Origin of the sequence: Nitrosomonas sp. Nm34, assembly GCF_900113925.1 — a bacterium.
In the GTDB taxonomy this organism is placed as follows: domain Bacteria; phylum Pseudomonadota; class Gammaproteobacteria; order Burkholderiales; family Nitrosomonadaceae; genus Nitrosomonas.
In genome coordinates this window covers 20405-37370 of record NZ_FORD01000017.1, presented here as the reverse complement: position 1 = coordinate 37370, position 16966 = coordinate 20405, and the positions used below count along the sequence as shown (strand labels likewise).

Sequence of the window (16966 nt, the reverse complement as noted above, 5' to 3'; positions counted from 1 at the left end):
CACTACAAGTTGCTGATATTGCATTAAATAGTTATTGTCATTCATTTTTTATCAGGGAACGAGACCACATCAAGCCTCTAACCGTCTTATCACGCGCTCCATCTGCATAAAACGCGAGCCTTTTACCAGCATATTAACGTTGATGTCCAATAATTTCTCCGCTTCTACTAGCAAGGCCTCCATAGTTGGAAAGTGGCGAGCACCCCTACCAAATCCAACCGCAGCATGCTTGCTTAAACTGCCCAAAGTAAGCAACTGGTCTATCCCGAAATGATTCGCTTCCACACCAATCTGGTGATGAAAATCTGCTGCATTCGGACCTAATTCTCCCATATCACCAAGCACCAGCACTTTTTTTCCAGGTTCATTAGCGAGCACCGCGAGTGCCGCTTTCATTGACTCCGGATTAGCGTTATAGGTATCATCAATCAAGGTGGCTTGATGTAAGCCAAGTTTTTTTTGCAGGCGCCCTTGTACGCCACGAAATGCCTGCAATCCTGCTACAATCGTATGCTTATCAATGCCAACAGCAACCGCCGTTGCTGCAGCTGCCAAGGCATTATAGATATTATGCTGGCCTGGCACTTGTAACCGTATCTCCTCGCTTCCTTCAGGAAGTTTAAGCATCCATCTATTTCCGGAAGAATCAGATTGGTAACAAGCTGTTACTTGTGCGGGGCTATTCAAACTGAAATCAATGATATGTCTACTTTTTACCAGGCTGCGCCATAATGAAGCGTGATCATCATCGGCATTGATGATGCCCACACCCTTATCACTCAAACCCTCAAAAATTTCACCTTTGGCCCGCGCAACGGCTTCTACCGAACCAAGTCCTTCAATATGAGCTGCACCGGCGTTCGTAATGACGGCTACCGTTGGATGAGTCAAACGGGTTAAATAAGCGATCTCCCCAGCGTGATTCATACCCATCTCGATTACGGCATAAGCATGCTGCTCGCGCAGCCTTAACAGCATTTGTGGTACACCAATATCATTATTAAGGTTACCGAAAGTTGCCAGTACTCTGTCTGAAGCTAAATCGTTTTCTTCGACATTAGCCATCACTGCTTTACGGAAAATGGAGGCAATCATTTCCTTGACCGTTGTCTTACCATTGCTTCCAGTAACTGCCACAAGTGGTAATGAAAAGCGTGTACGCCAATAAGCTGATAATTGCCCTAGACCTAATCGCGTGTCAGCAACTTCTAGCCAACCAAATTCCGGTAGAGATTGTCCAATATCCATTCTTCTCTCTACTAAGGCAGCAACGGCTCCTTGATCTCTTGCACTGGCAATAAATTGATGGCCATCGAATTGTTTGCCGGATAATGCGACAAATAGCTCGCCATACTTCATAGCTCGGCTATCTGTGCTCACACCTGTAAATAAAACATTCTTACCTCCCCACTTTGCGGATAGGGCATGCGCAGCTTCTTGTATCGACATCATCTTTGCGCCTGCACTTTCAGGTTAGCCAGATCATCTAATACTTGCTGCGCAATTTCACGGTCATCAAATGGATTTTTTTGTCCATTAATTTCCTGATACGCTTCAGATCCTTTACCAGCGATCAGCACCACATCGCCTTTTCGCGCATTATGGATAGCCTGATAAATCGCTGATGTACGATCTTCTTCAATTGAGTAATTGTGACGCGAGATACCTGTTACTATCTGGTCTATGATGGCACGGGGATCTTCGCTACGGGGATTATCACTAGTAATGATGACTTCGTCGGCAAGTTTTGTAGTTATTTCACCGGCTAAAGGACGTTTTCCTCGATCCCGATCACCCCCGCAGCCAAATACACAGATCAATCTCGGCTTTCTTAAGCTAAATTTATTTCTTGCCTGACTGTTATAAATCGTTTCTCTCAATCCCCTCAACACCTTCTCCAAAGCATCCGGAGTATGGGCATAATCAATGATAACCACAGGTTGCTCGCCGCCGCCAAATTTCTCCATTCTTCCTGCAATCGGTTTAACCTGTGATAATGCATGAGATGCCTTGTGGAAATCGACCCCATTCGCAAGCATAGTAGCCAAGACCGCCAGCAAATTCGAGGCATTAAATCTGCTCGTGACATTAGCCTTCAAACTTTCCCGCTGTCCTTCAAATTCAACATCAAACTCCAGCCCATCGATATTTACTTTAAGGTTACTTCCTCTCAATATCCTCAAGTTTTGCGAGTATCTCCCCATATTGTCTGGTTGATAGAATCCATATCCAATTACTTGCATATTTTTGTGTACAAGCTGGTGAGACAACTCCATTCCCAACACATCATCTAGATTTAAAACCGCGCACTTAAGTGTGGGCCAAAAAAATAATTTTGCTTTAGCGGCAGCATAGGCATCCATATTGCCATGATAGTCAAGATGATCACGTGATAAATTAGTCAACACAGCCACGGCAAATTCAGCGCCATTAACTCGCTCCTGTACCAGACCGTGAGATGAAACTTCCATTACCACACCTCCCGCCCCATTTTGCAAAATCTTTGCAAATTCTGCCTGAAGTGATACCGCATCCGGTGTGGTATTGACCGACTCATTTAGTGAATCTAAGAATCCATTCCCTAACGTACCAATAACCGCGATTTTTTCCCCCAAAGTTGTCATTGCCTGAGCATACCAATGACTACATGAAGTTTTACCATTAGTGCCCGTAATACCTACAAGCCCTAATTCACGCGAGGGATATCCATAAACATGACTGGCAATCACACCTGCCTTGGCTTGTAATCCTGATACAGCACAATTCGGTATTTTCCAAAGGGGGTTCCATGTAAATTGATTCTTCTCCCAAATCACAGCATTGGCACCGACTGCAATAGCCTGAGGAATATCTTTGCGTGCATCATATCTTTCACCGGCATAAGCTAGAAAGGTATCGCCTGGCATCAACTTACGGCTATCTGCAGTCAAGCGCGTCACTGGTACTCCCAGTTGACTGAAAAGTCTGATGGCAAAATTTGCATCCGTTTTCCGTATCGCTCCTGGTGTCATCCTTCATTCTCCAACTTAATAGGTAAAGGAGAAGTGACAATATTGCCCAGCGCATCATGTGGAACACGTAATTGGCGCAAGGCACCCGACATCACTTGACTGAATAGAGGAGCTGCCACAGCTCCTCCGTAATATTGTCCTGCTGAAGGCTCATCAATCATGACGGCAACAACTAGACGAGGATTAGATACTGGCGCATAACCTACAAAAGTAGAAATATATCGGTTCTTTGCATAACCTTTCATACCACCTTCCAATGGCTTATGCGCTGTTCCAGTTTTGCCAGCAACTCGATAACCGTTGACTTTAGCTTGCAAGCCGGTACCGCCTGGCTGCACTACTGTCTCCAGCATCCTGCTCATGGCCAGTGCCGTTTCACGTGAAATCACTTGCTGACCAACAGGTGGGGTATCCCGTTTCAATAGCGATACAGGTTTGAGCTCTCCTCCTGCAGCAAAGAGTGTGTACGCACGTGCTAACTGCATTAAATTGACTGATATTCCATGGCCATAGGACATCGTAGCTTGCTCGATCGGTCGCCACTTATGGTAAGGACGCAACCTACCGTTTTCTTCTCCCGGAAAATTTGCTCCCGTTGGCATACCAAAACCAGAGCGACTCAGCATTTCCCACAATGTTTTAGGAGGTAACATCAAAGCAATTTTTGCTGCCCCCACATTACTCGATTCTTGGATAACTTGAGATACAGAAATTGTCCCTTTATTACGGACATCCCGTATCGTAGCGTTTCCTATTTTCAGCATACCCGGAGAGGTGTGAAACAACGTATTGGGATTAATCTTGCCTATCTCCATCGCGACAGCGACAGCAAATGGCTTGAGTGTCGAGCCCGGTTCGAAAACATCAACTAACGCTCGATTACGTGTGGTTCCAGGCCGTATAGTTGATCGCTGGTTAGGGTTATAGGAGGGATAATTGGCTAATCCCAGCACTTCTCCTGTCAGTACGTCCAGCACAATCACACTACCCGCCTTAGCCTGATTAGCTTTAACCGACCGCTTTAATTCTCGATGAGCAAGATATTGGATTTTACTATCAATCGATAACATCAAGTTTTGGCCAGGTTTGGGTGAGCGAATTTTCTCGACACTTTCTATGACACGCCCGATACGATCCTTGATGACGCGCCGGCTACCGTGCTCACCCGTAAGGATATCTTCCCATCCTAGTTCTACACCTTCTTGTCCCTTGCCATCTATATCAGCAAAACCAGTAATGTGGGCAGCCACATCCCCTGTTGGGTAATACCGGTAAAATTCCCGTTTAAGATACACACCGGCTATTTTTAGATTAGCCACACCAGATGCCATTTCCGGTGAGAGTTGTCTTCTGAGATAGACAAATCTCTTATCCTGATCAAGAACTCGCTTGCGTAGATCTGTTACATCCATTTCGAGCAATTGAGCTAATGCCTGTAATTGCTCGGGTGTTGCGTTTACTTTTTGTGGATCAGCCCAAACAGATTTTACTGGGGCACTGATCGCCAGTATCTCACCATACCGGTCTGTTATTTTTCCCCGTTGCGCATTCAATTCCACGATACGGCTATAGCGTGATTGCCCTTGTTGTTGGAGAAAATCCTTATTCAGTCCTTGCAGATAAATAGCGCGCCCTGCCAGCACGGCCAACCCCAACAGCAATAGCATTATCAGCAATCGTGAACGCCATAGAGGTAAAGCTAAAGACGAGGCAGGATCGCGTTTCATGATCAAGGAAACTCCTTATAGGGCCGGTTTGAGGCATGGTCAGACAAAATAACTTGAATATTTAGCGGGGCTGGTACAGTCATATCAAGCTTTCCTCTGGCAATTTTTTCAACATGTCCATGCATCGCCCATGTTCTCTGCTCAAGTAACAGTTGATTCCATTCTATTGCCAATTGATCAGCCAGCTCCTGTTCTTTCTCTAACAATATAAAAAGTTTACGTGCCTCATGCTGCGAGGTAACGATGCCTAGCCCACAAATAATAAGAATCACAGCCAAATAAATATTCAGTTTAGTCATATAATTACTCATTAATTATGATTCTTTCTGCCACACGCATGACCGCGCTTCTTGCGCGTGGGTTAACCGCTATTTCCTGTGCGCCCGGCCGCGTTGCCTTCCCTACCAATCGCAACCGCTGTTTACTCAACTCCTTCACTTCTCTATCACGCAAAGGAAGTTTATGCGGCAGCCTATCTGAGCTCGCTTCCTTGCGCATAAAACGTTTTACTATGCGATCCTCAAGTGAATGAAAACTGATGACGACCAATCGCCCACCAGGGTTTAATAAATCTACACATTGCGGCAAAGTTAACAACAATTCTTCAAGTTCTTGATTAAGGTATATCCGTATCGCCTGAAAAGTGCGTGTGGCAGGATGATGCTTACCTTCCCGCTGATACCCACGCGCGCGCACGACCGCTGCTACAATCTCGGCAAGTTGAATCGTGCTAGAAATAGGATGCCGTGCTCGTGCCATAACAATCGCTCTCGCAATCTGCTTCGCATTCCGTTCCTCACCATAGTTTCTAATGACTTCTTCTAATTGAGACTCCGTAACAGAATTAAGCCACTCTGCCGCTGTTTGCCCACAGCTAGTATCCATCCGCATGTCAAGCGGCCCTTCTAAGCGAAAGCTAAATCCACGTGTACTTTCATCCAGTTGAGACGAAGACACTCCGAGATCTAACAGCACGCCGTCTACGCGTTCTACTCTTAATGCGAGCAATTCATTTTGTATTTTGACGTAACTGCAGTGTCTTATACTGAATCGCTTATTATCAATCATTGCTGCCGCTTTGATCGCAGCCAAATCTTTATCAAATGCAATCAAGCGTCCTTTTTTACCCAATCTGGATAAAATCAAACGACTATGTCCGCCATACCCAAATGTGCCATCTACATAAACTCCATCTGTTTTGATTGCTAACGCATCGATAGCTTCATTTAGCAGAACGGGTAAATGCACAACCATACCCCAGCATTACAATGAGAACCCTTCCAGCTCGGGGGGCATATTCCCATCTTTATATACAAGCGCCGCCTCAATTTCTTGATTCCATTTTTCAGCATCCCACAACTCAAATTTCTCACCCTGACCAACTAACACAATATCTTTGACCAAACTGGCAAACTGCCGTAACGGTGTCACGACCAGTACCCGTCCCGCACTGTCCATTTCAACATCACATGCGTTACCTACAATAAGACGTTGCAAGCTACGACTTTGTGGATTGAAACTAGAGAGACTATTCAGTTTTTTTTCTATGGGTTCCCAGGAAGGCTGGGGGTAAATCAGCAAGCATCTTGAAGGATCAGCAGTAATCACCAAATTTCCGGCACAGCTGGATAATAATTCTTCGCGGTACTTCGCAGGCACCGCAAACCTGCCCTTACTATCCAAGCAAAGTTGTGTAATACCGCGAAACATGCCGCTCCTTTATTTTTTATTGGAAGCTCACGCTATATTCCAAATACTCCCCACTCTTCCCCACTTTTTACCACCCTTTGCCACTCTAATCAAAAAAATGAGGGTAGTCAAGAAGAAAAATATGCACTTTTCACTTGTGTGACAAAGACTTAAAAGAAATAAGCAAGGTCTTAAAAATAAACAACATTACTTTAATTTTGAGAATAAATTGCCGATAAATATCGATAAGCTATCATGTAAAATGAATGTCCAATTGAGCAATTAACAAATGGTTTTTAGTGACAGAACAAAAGAGTAAAGGATGGTCTTACTTAAAGAAAAACAGCGAAATGCGCCTATATTTTGGGAACAAGCGAGGAATGATTTAGCAAAACGAGATCCCGTCATGCAACGGCTCGTAAGCCAATTTAACGATTCCGCACTTTATTCGCGCGGAGATGCTTTTACTACACTGGTTCGCGCTATTATTGGCCAGCAAATTTCGGTCAAAGCTGCAGCAAGTGTATGGCAAAAATTAGCGACTGTTTTATCAAATATTACACCTGAAAATTTGTATAGCATCGATGCAGAGATATTACGAACATGTGGTCTATCTGGAAGAAAAATAAGTTATCTGCAAGATTTATCCGAGCGATTCATACAAGGTGGATACGACGAAATAGCTTGGCAAAAGATGAATGATGAGGCTCTGATTACTCACCTCATCCAGATAAAGGGTATTGGTCGCTGGACCGCTGAAATGTTTCTGATCTTTTATATGCAGCGGCCAGATGTCCTTCCCTTAGCCGACATTGGATTGCAACGCGCTGTAAGCATTCACTATAATGGCAATCAACCAATAGAGAAAAATAGATTACAAACAATTGCCACAAACTGGCGGCCTTGGCGTTCGGTAGCTACCTGGTACCTATGGCGCAGTCTTGACCCTATACCCATTGATTATTAGGCAGATAATATCGCAAAAGACAGAGACGTAAACATAAGCGCACCTCTAAAAATTCAGAGTTCTAAACAAGACAAGGCGAGAACAAAAAATGTTGATTCAGCCTATCACTGCTAGGTAAGGAAATATTTTTTGTGAACAACATAGTATTATGACGAGACGGGGTAAGCAGGCAATCCGCGAAGCGGGCGCTCACAAATATGAACTTTTAGAAGGCTCTTGAATTCATCCTATATCATTCCAGCCTGATCCTTGGATCTACCAGAGTATAGGATATATCAGTCAATATCAGACCTACGATGTAGAGCAAAGAACCCAGAAACACCATAGCACGAACTACGGCAAAATCCTGAGAATTGATTGCCTCGATAGTATAACTCCCCAAGCCTGGTATGCCAAAAAACGACTCAGTAATCAGACTGCCAAGAAACAATAATGGAATAACTACCACTGCACCCGTAAGAATTGGAATCAGAGCATTTTTGAGTACATGCCTGAACAATACAATACTCTCTGGCAAACCTTTGGCACGTGCAGTCCGAACATACTCCTTATTCATTTCTTCCAGAAAAATTGTGCGATACCACCGTACATTCGCTCCAGCACTACTTATTACCCCGATAATAATGGGTAATAGCAAAAACCTGCCTGCATCCAGTTCACTACCATAACCAGAAATAGGCACTAAATGCCACAACTTACTCACAAGAAATTGGCCGCCAATAATATAAAACAAACTTGAAATCGACATGAGCGCCACACACAATACGACACCCCAGAAATCTATATAAGTCATGCGAAAAAAAACCATAACCAGCGCAAAAGTAATATGAGCTAGTAACCCCAATAAAAATATTGGCAGCGCGATTGCCAGACTCGGCAACATCCGTGATTTGATTTCATGCGCAATATCGCGCCCGTCATCAGCATGACCAAAATCAAATACAAACATTGCGATTGATTTCTCAAAGAATATGGTGCCAGTCAATTTTGCTAGACCCTCAGCCTCGGGATTATACAGCAGAGGTTTATCATAACCGTGTTCTAGCTTCCACTTCATGATCGCCTCATCCGTCACATGCTTGACCCCTAGATGCATCCGGGCCATATCATCAGGCGTATTAATTACAAAAAACAAGGTGAAAGTGATGAGATTAACCCCCACTAAAATTGGGATTGCATAGAGAATGCGTCTAAAAATGTAATTAAGCATACAACTTAAGAATTATTCCAATTTATTCAGCTGGTTTCCCGAGTCCGACAGCTCGCTGTCTGCGGCGATAAGCAATTATCCCAGGAACAAGAAATAAGAGAAGCACAGCCACGCCCGCTCCAATTGGCCATATCACTGGCTCATTCCATTCACGCCGCTTTTGCTCCCGTAAAACAAAATCAATACGTGAATATTTAATGTTGTTATAAGACAATTTATTGGGTTTCACATTATGGTACCAGGAATGATACAAGGCATAATCCTTCGGATGATACCCCCACAACCAGGGCGTATCCTCACGCAAGATATCAACCATGCGAGCGATGATTTGCTCCCGCTTTGGACTGTCCTCCATCTTTTCCATCTGCTCGAACAACCGGTTATACTCGGCATTATCATAATTGGCAGCATTATTTCCGCTATTACTGCCAACCTTACGCTGAGGACCGTACAATAAAAACAGAAAGTTTTCTGGATCAGGATAATCTGCATTCCAACCCCACTCAAAAATTTGAGCATTACCCTTGCGTATTTTGTCCTGAAAACGATTATAGTCAGTACTGCGAACCACTAGCTGGATATTGATTTTTCTGAACTGCTTGCGCATCCAGTCAAGTAGCGATTTGTCATCGGCACTACGCGCTGTCACATCAAAGTACAATACAAGCGGCGTGCCAGTCTTATTATCTATTCCATTAGGATAGCCAGCTTCCGCCAACAATCTGTTTGCTTCTTCAATAGATCTGCGTTGCGCCTTTCCATCCTGCCATTTATAGACAATCGGATTAACTCCCTCCCTGCCTTCTCGATAGCCTGTAATTCCAGGGGGGATGGGGCTCTGCGCCGGAATACCTCGACCATTGGCAAATATCGAAATATATTCTTCATAATCCACTACAATTGAAATGGCTTGCCGTAATTTACGGGCAGACGCCTTTTCTTGCTCATTACGACCTCCCACAACCGGATCAAGCATATTGAATCCGATATAATAAGTAGCAGGTGCGACAGCTGTCTCCAATCGCATTCCTTGTGCTTCCATTGCTTCAGTAACTGTTGCCTCGCCTTGCCCGGTCACTTGTACAGCCTGATCAAAACTGTCAGAACTGATGCCTGAAGCATCATAATATCCCTGCAGAAATTTGTTCCAACGCGGAATACTCTCCTTTTCACGACTAAATATAATCTTGTCGATAAATGGAAGCGGTTTACCGGCATCATTCAGTAATCCCTTTTCTATATCATCAGGCATACCCTCAGAAGGATAAAACTCCCCCTTAAAATTAGGGTTTCTTGCCAGAACCATGATGCGATTAGGATCATTCTCTGTAAGCATGTAAGGCCCAGTCCCTATCGGGTACCAATCCAGGGTAATATTTTTTTTTATGAGCCCTGCTTGGGCGTAGAAGCGATCAGCTTCCCAAGGAATGGGTGAAAAAAATGGCATTGCCAACCAATACATGAATTGAGGATATTTACCTTTTATCTTGATACGAAAAGTATAGTCATCCACCCTCTCAACGCCTGCTAATGGAAAACTGCGTAAATCCAGGTACTCATCGTTAGGAGCGACACCAGCCTCCTTCCTCAATATATCGGCATATTCCCTCAAGCCAACGATATAATCAGCCATTAACCCAAATATGGGTGAATGCAATTTTGGATGCGCCAATCGCTTGATTTGATAAATATAATCTTCCGACAACAATTTCCTTGTATTCGTTTGAGTAAAATCAGCAAGCTTGAAAACTTTCTGTAACTCCTCTCGTGTCAGATCATGATAGAGAAACTCTCCCTGATCATTCCGAGCAAATGATGGATGAGGTTGATAAAAAATATCTTGCTTGAGAGAGAGCTCATACACGGAATAAGCAACATGATTGCTCTCATTATCTGCTGATAAAAGATTCCCGTCCTCGTCAAAATATTGCACGGTCGGCATTTTGTCCACTGTCTGTGGGATAAGGGCATAGGGACGTTTCAAATAATGGTACTGCAAAGGAGGCTGATATATCTGAGCAGTAAATAATATTTCGTTAGAACTATATGACTGAACGGGATCAAGATGTTTCGGGCGCTCAGCAAATGCATTGTAAAGAATATTTTTACCTGAATCATCGCTTGGATAAGGATTATTCCAAATAGCCTCATTGCAGGCTGTTAGAAACAAAATCAAAACAATAAGCGAACTCATCCTGAGGAATTTTTTTGAAAAAACTAAGATCTGGAATGAGAAAAACATTCAAATTATCTCACTGTAAATGGAATTGATTTCAGCATAAATATATAGAGATGGGTTAATGTATCCATATTATTTATTCCATTTCTAAACCAGAACTGACTTTGCCGACTTCTCCTTGTCGTATTAGTTATACTGTCTGCGGCTCGCCCTCGCGTCATTTTTGATTTAGAAATGGAATGAGCTTATATTTCATGCTCTCTTGCATATGATAGTGCGAAGAATAAGATGAAGATAAAGAAAATTTACAATCAATATCTTGCAGCAATCTTATTATCTTTGCACTACTCCTCTTTACCATTATCCTTAGGTTATAATTTCAGATTCAATCAGTAGAAGGACATATTATGGGATTTTTAGACAATAAACGTATCCTCATCACCGGACTACTCAGTAATCGATCTATTGCTTATGGTATAGCCAAAGCCATGAAGCGTGAAGGCGCACAACTAGCCTTTACTTTCCAAGGGGAAGATATAAGAGATCGTGTTGCAAAACTGATTGGTGATTTTGACAGCCATTTATTGTTTCGTTGCGATGTCAGAAATGATGAAGAAATTAATCAATGTTTTACAGATTTGAACAAAGAGTGGGATGGATTGGATGGTATTGTACACTCTATCGCATTTGCACCACGCGAAGCATTAGCGGGTGATTATCTTGAAAGCGTGAATCGCGAGGCATTCAATATTGCCCATGAAGTCAGCTCTTATAGCTTTGCAGCATTAGCAAAAGCTGGCTTGCCATTGATGGAGGGAAGAAATGCTGCACTTTTGACGCTCAGTTACCTGGGGGCTGTTCGCGTCATGCCAAGTTACAATGTAATGGGTCTCGCTAAAGCCAGTCTGGAGGCAAATGTACGTTTCATGGCTTCCAGTCTAGGCAAGAAAGGTATACGTGTAAATGCGGTCTCGGCCGGACCAATTAAAACACTGGCTGCGGCCGGCATAAGCAATTTTGGCAAACTGCTTGGATATGCTGAGAAAGTCGCACCATTACGAAGAAATGTAACCACCGAGGAAGTTGGCAATGTTGCTGCTTTTCTTTGTAGCGACTTAGCCAGTGGCATTACGGGCGAAATTACCTATGTTGATGCCGGTTTTAATACCATCGCTTTTGATCTTGATGAATAATAACCAGTTAAATTATCAATAGCTTTCTTCGCGGATTTTTACATCGTATCGCTGCCTGAGGCCAAGCTGATACGATGATAATTCTTCCTGAACAATCATTTGTTTTAGCTGATTACTAAAAACTTGGTATTGGTCTTTGTCCAAAGAAGCCGGTTCAATAATCCGATTGATACGGATCAGGCTAAAACTCCCGTCTGATCCTGTCACCCCGGTATAAGCGGGTAATTTATCACTTTCTGTCTGGGAGATAGCACGCAAAGTATCTAACTCCAATCCTTGGGGTTGCATATAGGATATCTCCTTAGTATCGCCCCATGAAACCGAAACGTCTTCGCCAGCCTGTAATTGAGCCAGCTTGTCCCTGCCTTCTTTCTCAGCCAGTTCAGCGGCGAGCTGTTTCTTAACGCGATCAATGACTTCATCTCTGACCACATCTAATGATTGAATAGCCGCTGATTTGTGCTCCAATACCCTGGCAGAAACAAAAGTATCAGGCATGACTTCTATCGCTTCTGTATTGCGTTTCTCGTTAATCGCATCATCCGAAAAAATTGCCTGCAGCAGTTTTTCGTTAGTGACGATAGCGGGCTCCTTCGATTTTTTATCGATCCACTCACTTTGCTGTATTGCTAAACCGAGTCTTTCTGCGGCAGGTTGCAAACTATCACTTTGCTCGTATACTATATTACTGAAATCTTCTACAATTTCACCAAAATGGCTTGCAGCCTTCTGACGTTTCAGAGTTTGTTCAATCTCATCTCTTACCTCTTCCAAAGGCGCTGTTTGTGCCGGTTTTATTTCAGAAAGCTTAATGATATGAAAACCAAACGTCGTTTCAACGGGGCCACGAATTTCATTCGGCTGCATTTGAAACAGCTCATCTTCAAATTCCTTAACTAATATACCCCGCCCTAAGAACCCTAAATCACCTCCTACTTTTGCCGAGCCTTGGTCTTCCGAATGCTCGCTTGCCAGTTCAGCAAATTTCTCTGGTTCAGCTTTTAACTGCGCCAGCAAATTCTCCACTTTTTCACGTGCTGCAGCCTTCTCATCGTCAGAAGCTGTTGCAGGAGCAGCAATTAAAATATGACTGGCTTGTCGCTGTTCTTCTTGACCGAACTCACTTTGATGCTCATCAAAATATTTTTTGATTTCATCTGCCGCAACTTCTTCTTGCTGAGCCAGTTCCTCTAAAGATAACACCACATATTCAATGCGCACACGCTCGGGCAGAAGAAAATCTGCTTGATGATTCTCATAGTAAGATTGTATTGCCGCTTCATCCGGGTTAATCTGCGATATGAAATGTTGCGGTTCAATTTTAACTTGATTTATTTCACGCTTCACTTCGCTTAAGTGAGCCACATTCCGGGTTACAGTATCTGGAATCACGGTGCTTTTGGCAACTGCCTCCAACACTTGCTGCCGCATAATCTCAGCGACCATTCGTGACTCAAACATTGCCGGGGTCATTTGCTGACGGCGTAATAGCTCTTCATAACGCTGATATGAAAATTTTTGATCTTCGTGGAAAGCTGAAATATTCTGAATCTCGCGTGCCAATTGTGAATCCAAAACAGTTAAACCGACATTAGCCGCTTCGTGCTGTAGCAATTTTTTCTGAATCAGATTTTCTAAAACTGCCAAGCGCATCTGAGGATTATCAAGCAGAGTGCTGTCAAATTTATCCCCTAACATATTACGCATGGCCTCATGTTGATTCCTAAGCGCCTGTTCAAATTCTCTTCGCGTGATTTCTTCACCGTCCACAACTGCGACATAGCTCTCTTTGCCATCCGTACGATACGACTCCACGCCCCAAAACATAAACGGCAAAATAGCTAATAACAGTATAACCTGAACAATCGTCTTTTTTCGATGAACAAAATCAAACACAGTTAAAATCCAGTGAAGTAAAAAATGGGAAGAAAGTCTGCATTAATACGCTATTTAATGCTCGCTCTTAATAATGAGTTGGCGGAGTGGACGGGACTCGAACCCGCGACCCCCGGCGTGACAGGCCGGTATTCTAACCAACTGAACTACCACTCCTAACATAAAACAATCTAATTCTTGCTCGCTGATTGGTGGGTGCTGACGGGATCGAACCGCCGACATTCGCCTTGTAAGGGCGACGCTCTACCAGCTGAGCTAAGCACCCCACCTTGCGTAAGGAAGCGATTAGTTTACCGCATCTTTTAGCGCTTTACCAGCAGTGAATTTTGGCACTTTGACTTCTTTGATTTCTATGACTTCTCCAGTACGGGGATTGCGACCAGCACGTGCTGCTCTTTTTCCTACTCTAAAGGTTCCAAAACCAACCAAGGTGACGCTTTCATTATTTTTAAGCGCATCTTTAATCGCTGATAACGCCCCATTCAATGCATCTCCTGCACATGCTTTAGAGATTCCAGCAGAATCTGCAATGGCATCGATAAGATCAGATTTGTTCATTTAATTCCCCTTTCGCGTTATTGGGTTATGGATACTTAAATCACACACAGAAAATCCTGCAGATGCCCTTATATCAAGCCATCTTCGCCTGGTCAAGTTATTGTCTTAAAATTTTTTCTTTGGGTACTTTTACCCAAAAAAAAGAGAGATGATTTCTAATGACAGTACAGAAGACCCAAAAGCAGTAAAATCATATTTAAAAATAACGATCACCCTGCCAGAATTCAAATTTTACTAGCACTTGATAGGATAGGGAGATCATAAACGCTATCAATCAAACTCGTTTCTCGGCTCACGCTCGAGGATTTTCTTAACGACTATTTCAGCAGGTACTTCCTCATAAATAATACTACATACCCCTTGTGTCACGGGCATCTCAATCTTAAAATGCCGGCTCATTCGTTCCGCCTCTCGTGCAGTATGCACTCCTTCTGCTACATGTCCAATTTTTTGTAAAATATCAGGCAGCAATTGACCAGCCGCCAGCATCATCCCTACTTGGCGGTTACGCGACATATCGCCTGTACAAGTTAAAATCAGATCACCAATCCCAGCCAACCCCATAAATGTCTCTCTGCAGCCACCCAATGCCACACCCAGACGCGTAATTTCTGCTAAACCACGTGTTATCAATGCAGCTCGTGCATTATTGCCCAGTTTTAATCCATCAGAGATGCCAGTAGCTATCGCAATCACATTTTTTATTGCACCACCCGTTTCTACACCAATCACATCGTTACTTGAATAAATACGTAAGCAAGCGGTATGGATTGCTCTAATAATATCCCTAGAAAACTTATTGTCATCTGATGCCAAAGTTAATGCAGTAGGTAATCCTTGCGCCACCTCTTGTGCGAAGCTGGGACCTGATAAAATTCCACAGGGCGCTATCTTAGAATAAACCTCGTGTACTATTTGATGGGGTAGCAATGATGATTGCGTCTCAAATCCTTTACACCCAAGAATGATGGGTAATGTTTTATTTATCGCGCTAATTTTTTGCAATAATTCACGCAACCCAGCGACAGGAACAGCAATCAAAGCAAACTGAGCATTTTTGATAGCCAGATCCAGCTCTGAGGTTAATTTCAAAGAATCAGGCAAAAATAAATCAGGAAGATAGCGTTGATTAACTCGTAGCGCCACAAGTTCAGCCAATTGATTCTGATCTCTCGTCCACAATGTGACTTGATGATTTGTAGAAAGATTGATGGCCAGTGCTGTACCCCAAGCACCTGCTCCTAATATGGCAATTTTCATGAACCCCAGACCTGATTAGTTCTAATATAACCACTCTGACCGTCACGATGACGGACTTTAACCCAGCCGGCAACGTCGGAGTTTAACCATTCTATGACCACATTTTTTTGAGCCTGAAAAAGTAGAGGTGAATGAACATCTGGTGATTGATATACATTGGCTAATGGAGCAGTCACAATAATAAAGCGCTTATCACTTAGAAATTTTCTCTCTATCCACGCAACTGCATCACTACTATCGCTTACTTTTACCCATCCCTCTACTTTCGCTATCACTTTTAATGGCAAATGAATGCTGACCACATATAACTTTTCAGCACTCAGCGAAGGAGCGTCATACATTATGACTGCATTTTCTGAGACAGAGAAAAATTCTGCTTCTGCAGCCATACCCCAACACGAAAAAAAAAGCGAGAAAAACAGAAAGAAACTTTGGATTAAGTCTCTTCTTGGTAGCAAGTGAACCCCCTATTAATGAACGCTTTCTGTTTCAGATGTCTGTTGAGCCTTCTCTGTTTTTGATTCAGTCTGCTGCTTTTTCTGGTGATAAATGACTTCAAAATTAACTGGATTAAGGATGACTGGAGGGAATCCCGCGCGCACTACCGTATCCGACACAGTTTCACGCAAATAAGGAAATAAAATATTAGGACATACGATCCCCAGCACAGGATCAATATCATTTCCAGGCACGTTACGTATCCGAAAGACTCCAGCCTGGTGAGCTTCAATCAGAAATACGGTTTTTTCCTTAATTCGCGAAGTAACCGTAATTGTCAGCATAACTTCATAGATATCCCCCTCAATACCTCCGCCTTGGGTACTTAACTGCATATTAATTTCAGGCACTTCCCGATCAAGAAAAATATGCGGGGCATTTGGAATTTCAAGAGAAAGATCCTTGACATAAATTTTCTCAATGGTAAATACAGGCTGTTGCTCACTCATGTTAAATCCCAATTAGAATAATTGATAATAAAGATTATTAAGCGACAGTACATCACTAACAATCAGGTTGATAACAGTTTTATGACTTCACCTTGCTGATCAAGCCGCGCAAGATCATCATATCCCCCTATGTGGGTCTCCCCAATATAGATTTGGGGTACGGTGCGCCGCCCAGTTTTTTTGATCATTTCAGTACGTTGATCGGGGTGCAAATCAACTCTGATTTTATCTATTTCCTCCACACCTCTGGATCGCAACAACTTCTCCGCCATGGTGCAATAAGGACAAAAACCCGATACATACATGATCACTTTTGCCATATTCTTTTT

The 16966-nt window shown here is 43.2% G+C and carries 16 protein-coding genes and 2 tRNA genes; 2 read left to right on the top strand and 16 right to left on the bottom strand.

Going from position 1 to position 16966, the window contains the following annotated elements; genetic code table 11:
- Positions 1–69: 69 nt before the first annotated feature.
- From murF to mraZ, 6 genes are read right to left on the bottom strand one after another with little or no spacing between them, the layout of a single operon-like run.
- Positions 70–1452, bottom strand: coding sequence for a UDP-N-acetylmuramoyl-tripeptide--D-alanyl-D-alanine ligase (gene murF / locus BM283_RS08895; RefSeq protein WP_090692170.1), 1383 nt, complete (start codon positions 1450–1452; stop codon positions 70–72).
- On the bottom strand, positions 1449–3011 hold the full coding sequence (locus BM283_RS08890; RefSeq protein WP_090692167.1) for a UDP-N-acetylmuramoyl-L-alanyl-D-glutamate--2,6-diaminopimelate ligase: 1563 nt from the start codon (positions 3009–3011) through the stop codon (positions 1449–1451). Before BM283_RS08890 ends, murF begins: the two co-directional genes overlap by 4 nt.
- Complete coding sequence (locus BM283_RS08885) at positions 3008–4738, bottom strand: peptidoglycan D,D-transpeptidase FtsI family protein (RefSeq protein WP_090692166.1); 1731 nt, start codon at positions 4736–4738, stop codon at positions 3008–3010. Before BM283_RS08885 ends, BM283_RS08890 begins: the two co-directional genes overlap by 4 nt.
- 2 nt (positions 4739–4740) lie before the next feature.
- Positions 4741–5037, bottom strand: coding sequence for a cell division protein FtsL (gene ftsL, locus BM283_RS08880; RefSeq protein ID WP_090692164.1), 297 nt, complete (start codon positions 5035–5037; stop codon positions 4741–4743).
- A gap of 4 nt (positions 5038–5041) precedes the next feature.
- Positions 5042–5986: a 16S rRNA (cytosine(1402)-N(4))-methyltransferase RsmH gene (rsmH, locus tag BM283_RS08875; protein ID WP_254776297.1), complete on the bottom strand. Its 945-nt coding sequence runs from the start codon at positions 5984–5986 to the stop codon at positions 5042–5044.
- Between the two features lie 15 nt (positions 5987–6001).
- Positions 6002–6448 carry a division/cell wall cluster transcriptional repressor MraZ gene (gene mraZ, locus BM283_RS08870; RefSeq protein ID WP_090692160.1) on the bottom strand — a complete coding sequence of 149 codons (447 nt, stop codon included), beginning with the start codon at positions 6446–6448 and terminating at the stop codon, positions 6002–6004.
- 301 nt (positions 6449–6749) lie between these two features.
- Between mraZ and BM283_RS08865 the strand changes: the two genes are divergently transcribed.
- Positions 6750–7394, top strand: a complete 645-nt coding sequence (locus BM283_RS08865; RefSeq protein WP_090692158.1) for a DNA-3-methyladenine glycosylase family protein — start codon at positions 6750–6752, stop codon at positions 7392–7394.
- Between the two features lie 232 nt (positions 7395–7626).
- Here BM283_RS08865 and BM283_RS08860 read toward each other — a convergent pair whose 3' ends face one another.
- Positions 7627–8604, bottom strand: coding sequence for an ABC transporter permease (locus tag BM283_RS08860; protein WP_090692156.1), 978 nt, complete (start codon positions 8602–8604; stop codon positions 7627–7629).
- Positions 8605–8626: 22 nt separating this feature from the next.
- The gene (locus BM283_RS08855; protein ID WP_090692223.1) at positions 8627–10798 is read right to left on the bottom strand and encodes an ABC transporter substrate-binding protein; all 2172 of its coding nucleotides are present in this window, start codon (positions 10796–10798) and stop codon (positions 8627–8629) included.
- A 392-nt stretch (positions 10799–11190) separates the two neighbouring features.
- On the opposite strand from BM283_RS08855, the gene BM283_RS08850 reads away from it, so the two are divergent.
- Complete coding sequence (locus BM283_RS08850) at positions 11191–11976, top strand: enoyl-ACP reductase FabI (protein WP_090692154.1); 786 nt, start codon at positions 11191–11193, stop codon at positions 11974–11976.
- 15 nt (positions 11977–11991) lie between these two features.
- Here the strand turns inward: BM283_RS08850 and BM283_RS08845 are convergent, their stop codons facing one another.
- From BM283_RS08845 to grxC, 8 genes are all read right to left on the bottom strand, one after another.
- Positions 11992–13872 carry a SurA N-terminal domain-containing protein gene (locus BM283_RS08845; RefSeq protein WP_090692151.1) on the bottom strand — a complete coding sequence of 627 codons (1881 nt, stop codon included), beginning with the start codon at positions 13870–13872 and terminating at the stop codon, positions 11992–11994.
- A 79-nt stretch (positions 13873–13951) separates the two neighbouring features.
- Positions 13952–14028, bottom strand: a tRNA-Asp gene (locus BM283_RS08840).
- Positions 14029–14061: 33 nt separating this feature from the next.
- A tRNA-Val gene (locus BM283_RS08835) sits at positions 14062–14137 on the bottom strand.
- A 20-nt stretch (positions 14138–14157) separates the two neighbouring features.
- Positions 14158–14430: an HU family DNA-binding protein gene (locus tag BM283_RS08830; protein WP_046849758.1), complete on the bottom strand. Its 273-nt coding sequence runs from the start codon at positions 14428–14430 to the stop codon at positions 14158–14160.
- A 270-nt stretch (positions 14431–14700) separates the two neighbouring features.
- Positions 14701–15690, bottom strand: coding sequence for an NAD(P)H-dependent glycerol-3-phosphate dehydrogenase (locus BM283_RS08825; RefSeq protein ID WP_090692150.1), 990 nt, complete (start codon positions 15688–15690; stop codon positions 14701–14703).
- Positions 15687–16079, bottom strand: coding sequence for an SH3 domain-containing protein (locus BM283_RS08820; RefSeq protein ID WP_090692221.1), 393 nt, complete (start codon positions 16077–16079; stop codon positions 15687–15689). The genes BM283_RS08825 and BM283_RS08820 overlap by 4 nt, the downstream gene beginning before the upstream one ends.
- Before the next feature lie 81 nt (positions 16080–16160).
- Positions 16161–16637, bottom strand: a complete 477-nt coding sequence (gene secB / locus BM283_RS08815) for a protein-export chaperone SecB (protein WP_090692147.1) — start codon at positions 16635–16637, stop codon at positions 16161–16163.
- A gap of 62 nt (positions 16638–16699) precedes the next feature.
- Entirely contained in the window at positions 16700–16957 is a 258-nt protein-coding gene (grxC, locus tag BM283_RS08810; protein WP_046849761.1) for a glutaredoxin 3, read from the bottom strand.
- Between the last annotated feature and the right edge of the window lie 9 nt (positions 16958–16966).

Bases quoted from the DNA above. Each gene is read 5' to 3' on its own strand.
- BM283_RS08830 (WP_046849758.1), bottom strand. From the start codon at position 14,430: ATGAACAAATCTGATCTTATCGATGCCATTGCAGATTCTGCTGGAATC.
- BM283_RS08855 (WP_090692223.1), bottom strand. From the start codon at position 10,798: ATGAGTTCGCTTATTGTTTTGATTTTGTTTCTAACAGCCTGCAATGAG.
- ftsL (WP_090692164.1), bottom strand. From the start codon at position 5,037: ATGACTAAACTGAATATTTATTTGGCTGTGATTCTTATTATTTGTGGG.
- BM283_RS08820 (WP_090692221.1), bottom strand. From the start codon at position 16,079: ATGGCTGCAGAAGCAGAATTTTTCTCTGTCTCAGAAAATGCAGTCATA.
- secB (WP_090692147.1), bottom strand. From the start codon at position 16,637: ATGAGTGAGCAACAGCCTGTATTTACCATTGAGAAAATTTATGTCAAG.
- BM283_RS08865 (WP_090692158.1), top strand. From the start codon at position 6,750: ATGGTCTTACTTAAAGAAAAACAGCGAAATGCGCCTATATTTTGGGAA.
- grxC (WP_046849761.1), bottom strand. From the start codon at position 16,957: ATGGCAAAAGTGATCATGTATGTATCGGGTTTTTGTCCTTATTGCACC.
- BM283_RS08850 (WP_090692154.1), top strand. From the start codon at position 11,191: ATGGGATTTTTAGACAATAAACGTATCCTCATCACCGGACTACTCAGT.
- mraZ (WP_090692160.1), bottom strand. From the start codon at position 6,448: ATGTTTCGCGGTATTACACAACTTTGCTTGGATAGTAAGGGCAGGTTT.
- BM283_RS08825 (WP_090692150.1), bottom strand. From the start codon at position 15,690: ATGAAAATTGCCATATTAGGAGCAGGTGCTTGGGGTACAGCACTGGCC.
- murF (WP_090692170.1), bottom strand. From the start codon at position 1,452: ATGATGTCGATACAAGAAGCTGCGCATGCCCTATCCGCAAAGTGGGGA.
- BM283_RS08860 (WP_090692156.1), bottom strand. From the start codon at position 8,604: ATGCTTAATTACATTTTTAGACGCATTCTCTATGCAATCCCAATTTTA.
- BM283_RS08890 (WP_090692167.1), bottom strand. From the start codon at position 3,011: ATGACACCAGGAGCGATACGGAAAACGGATGCAAATTTTGCCATCAGA.
- BM283_RS08885 (WP_090692166.1), bottom strand. From the start codon at position 4,738: ATGAAACGCGATCCTGCCTCGTCTTTAGCTTTACCTCTATGGCGTTCA.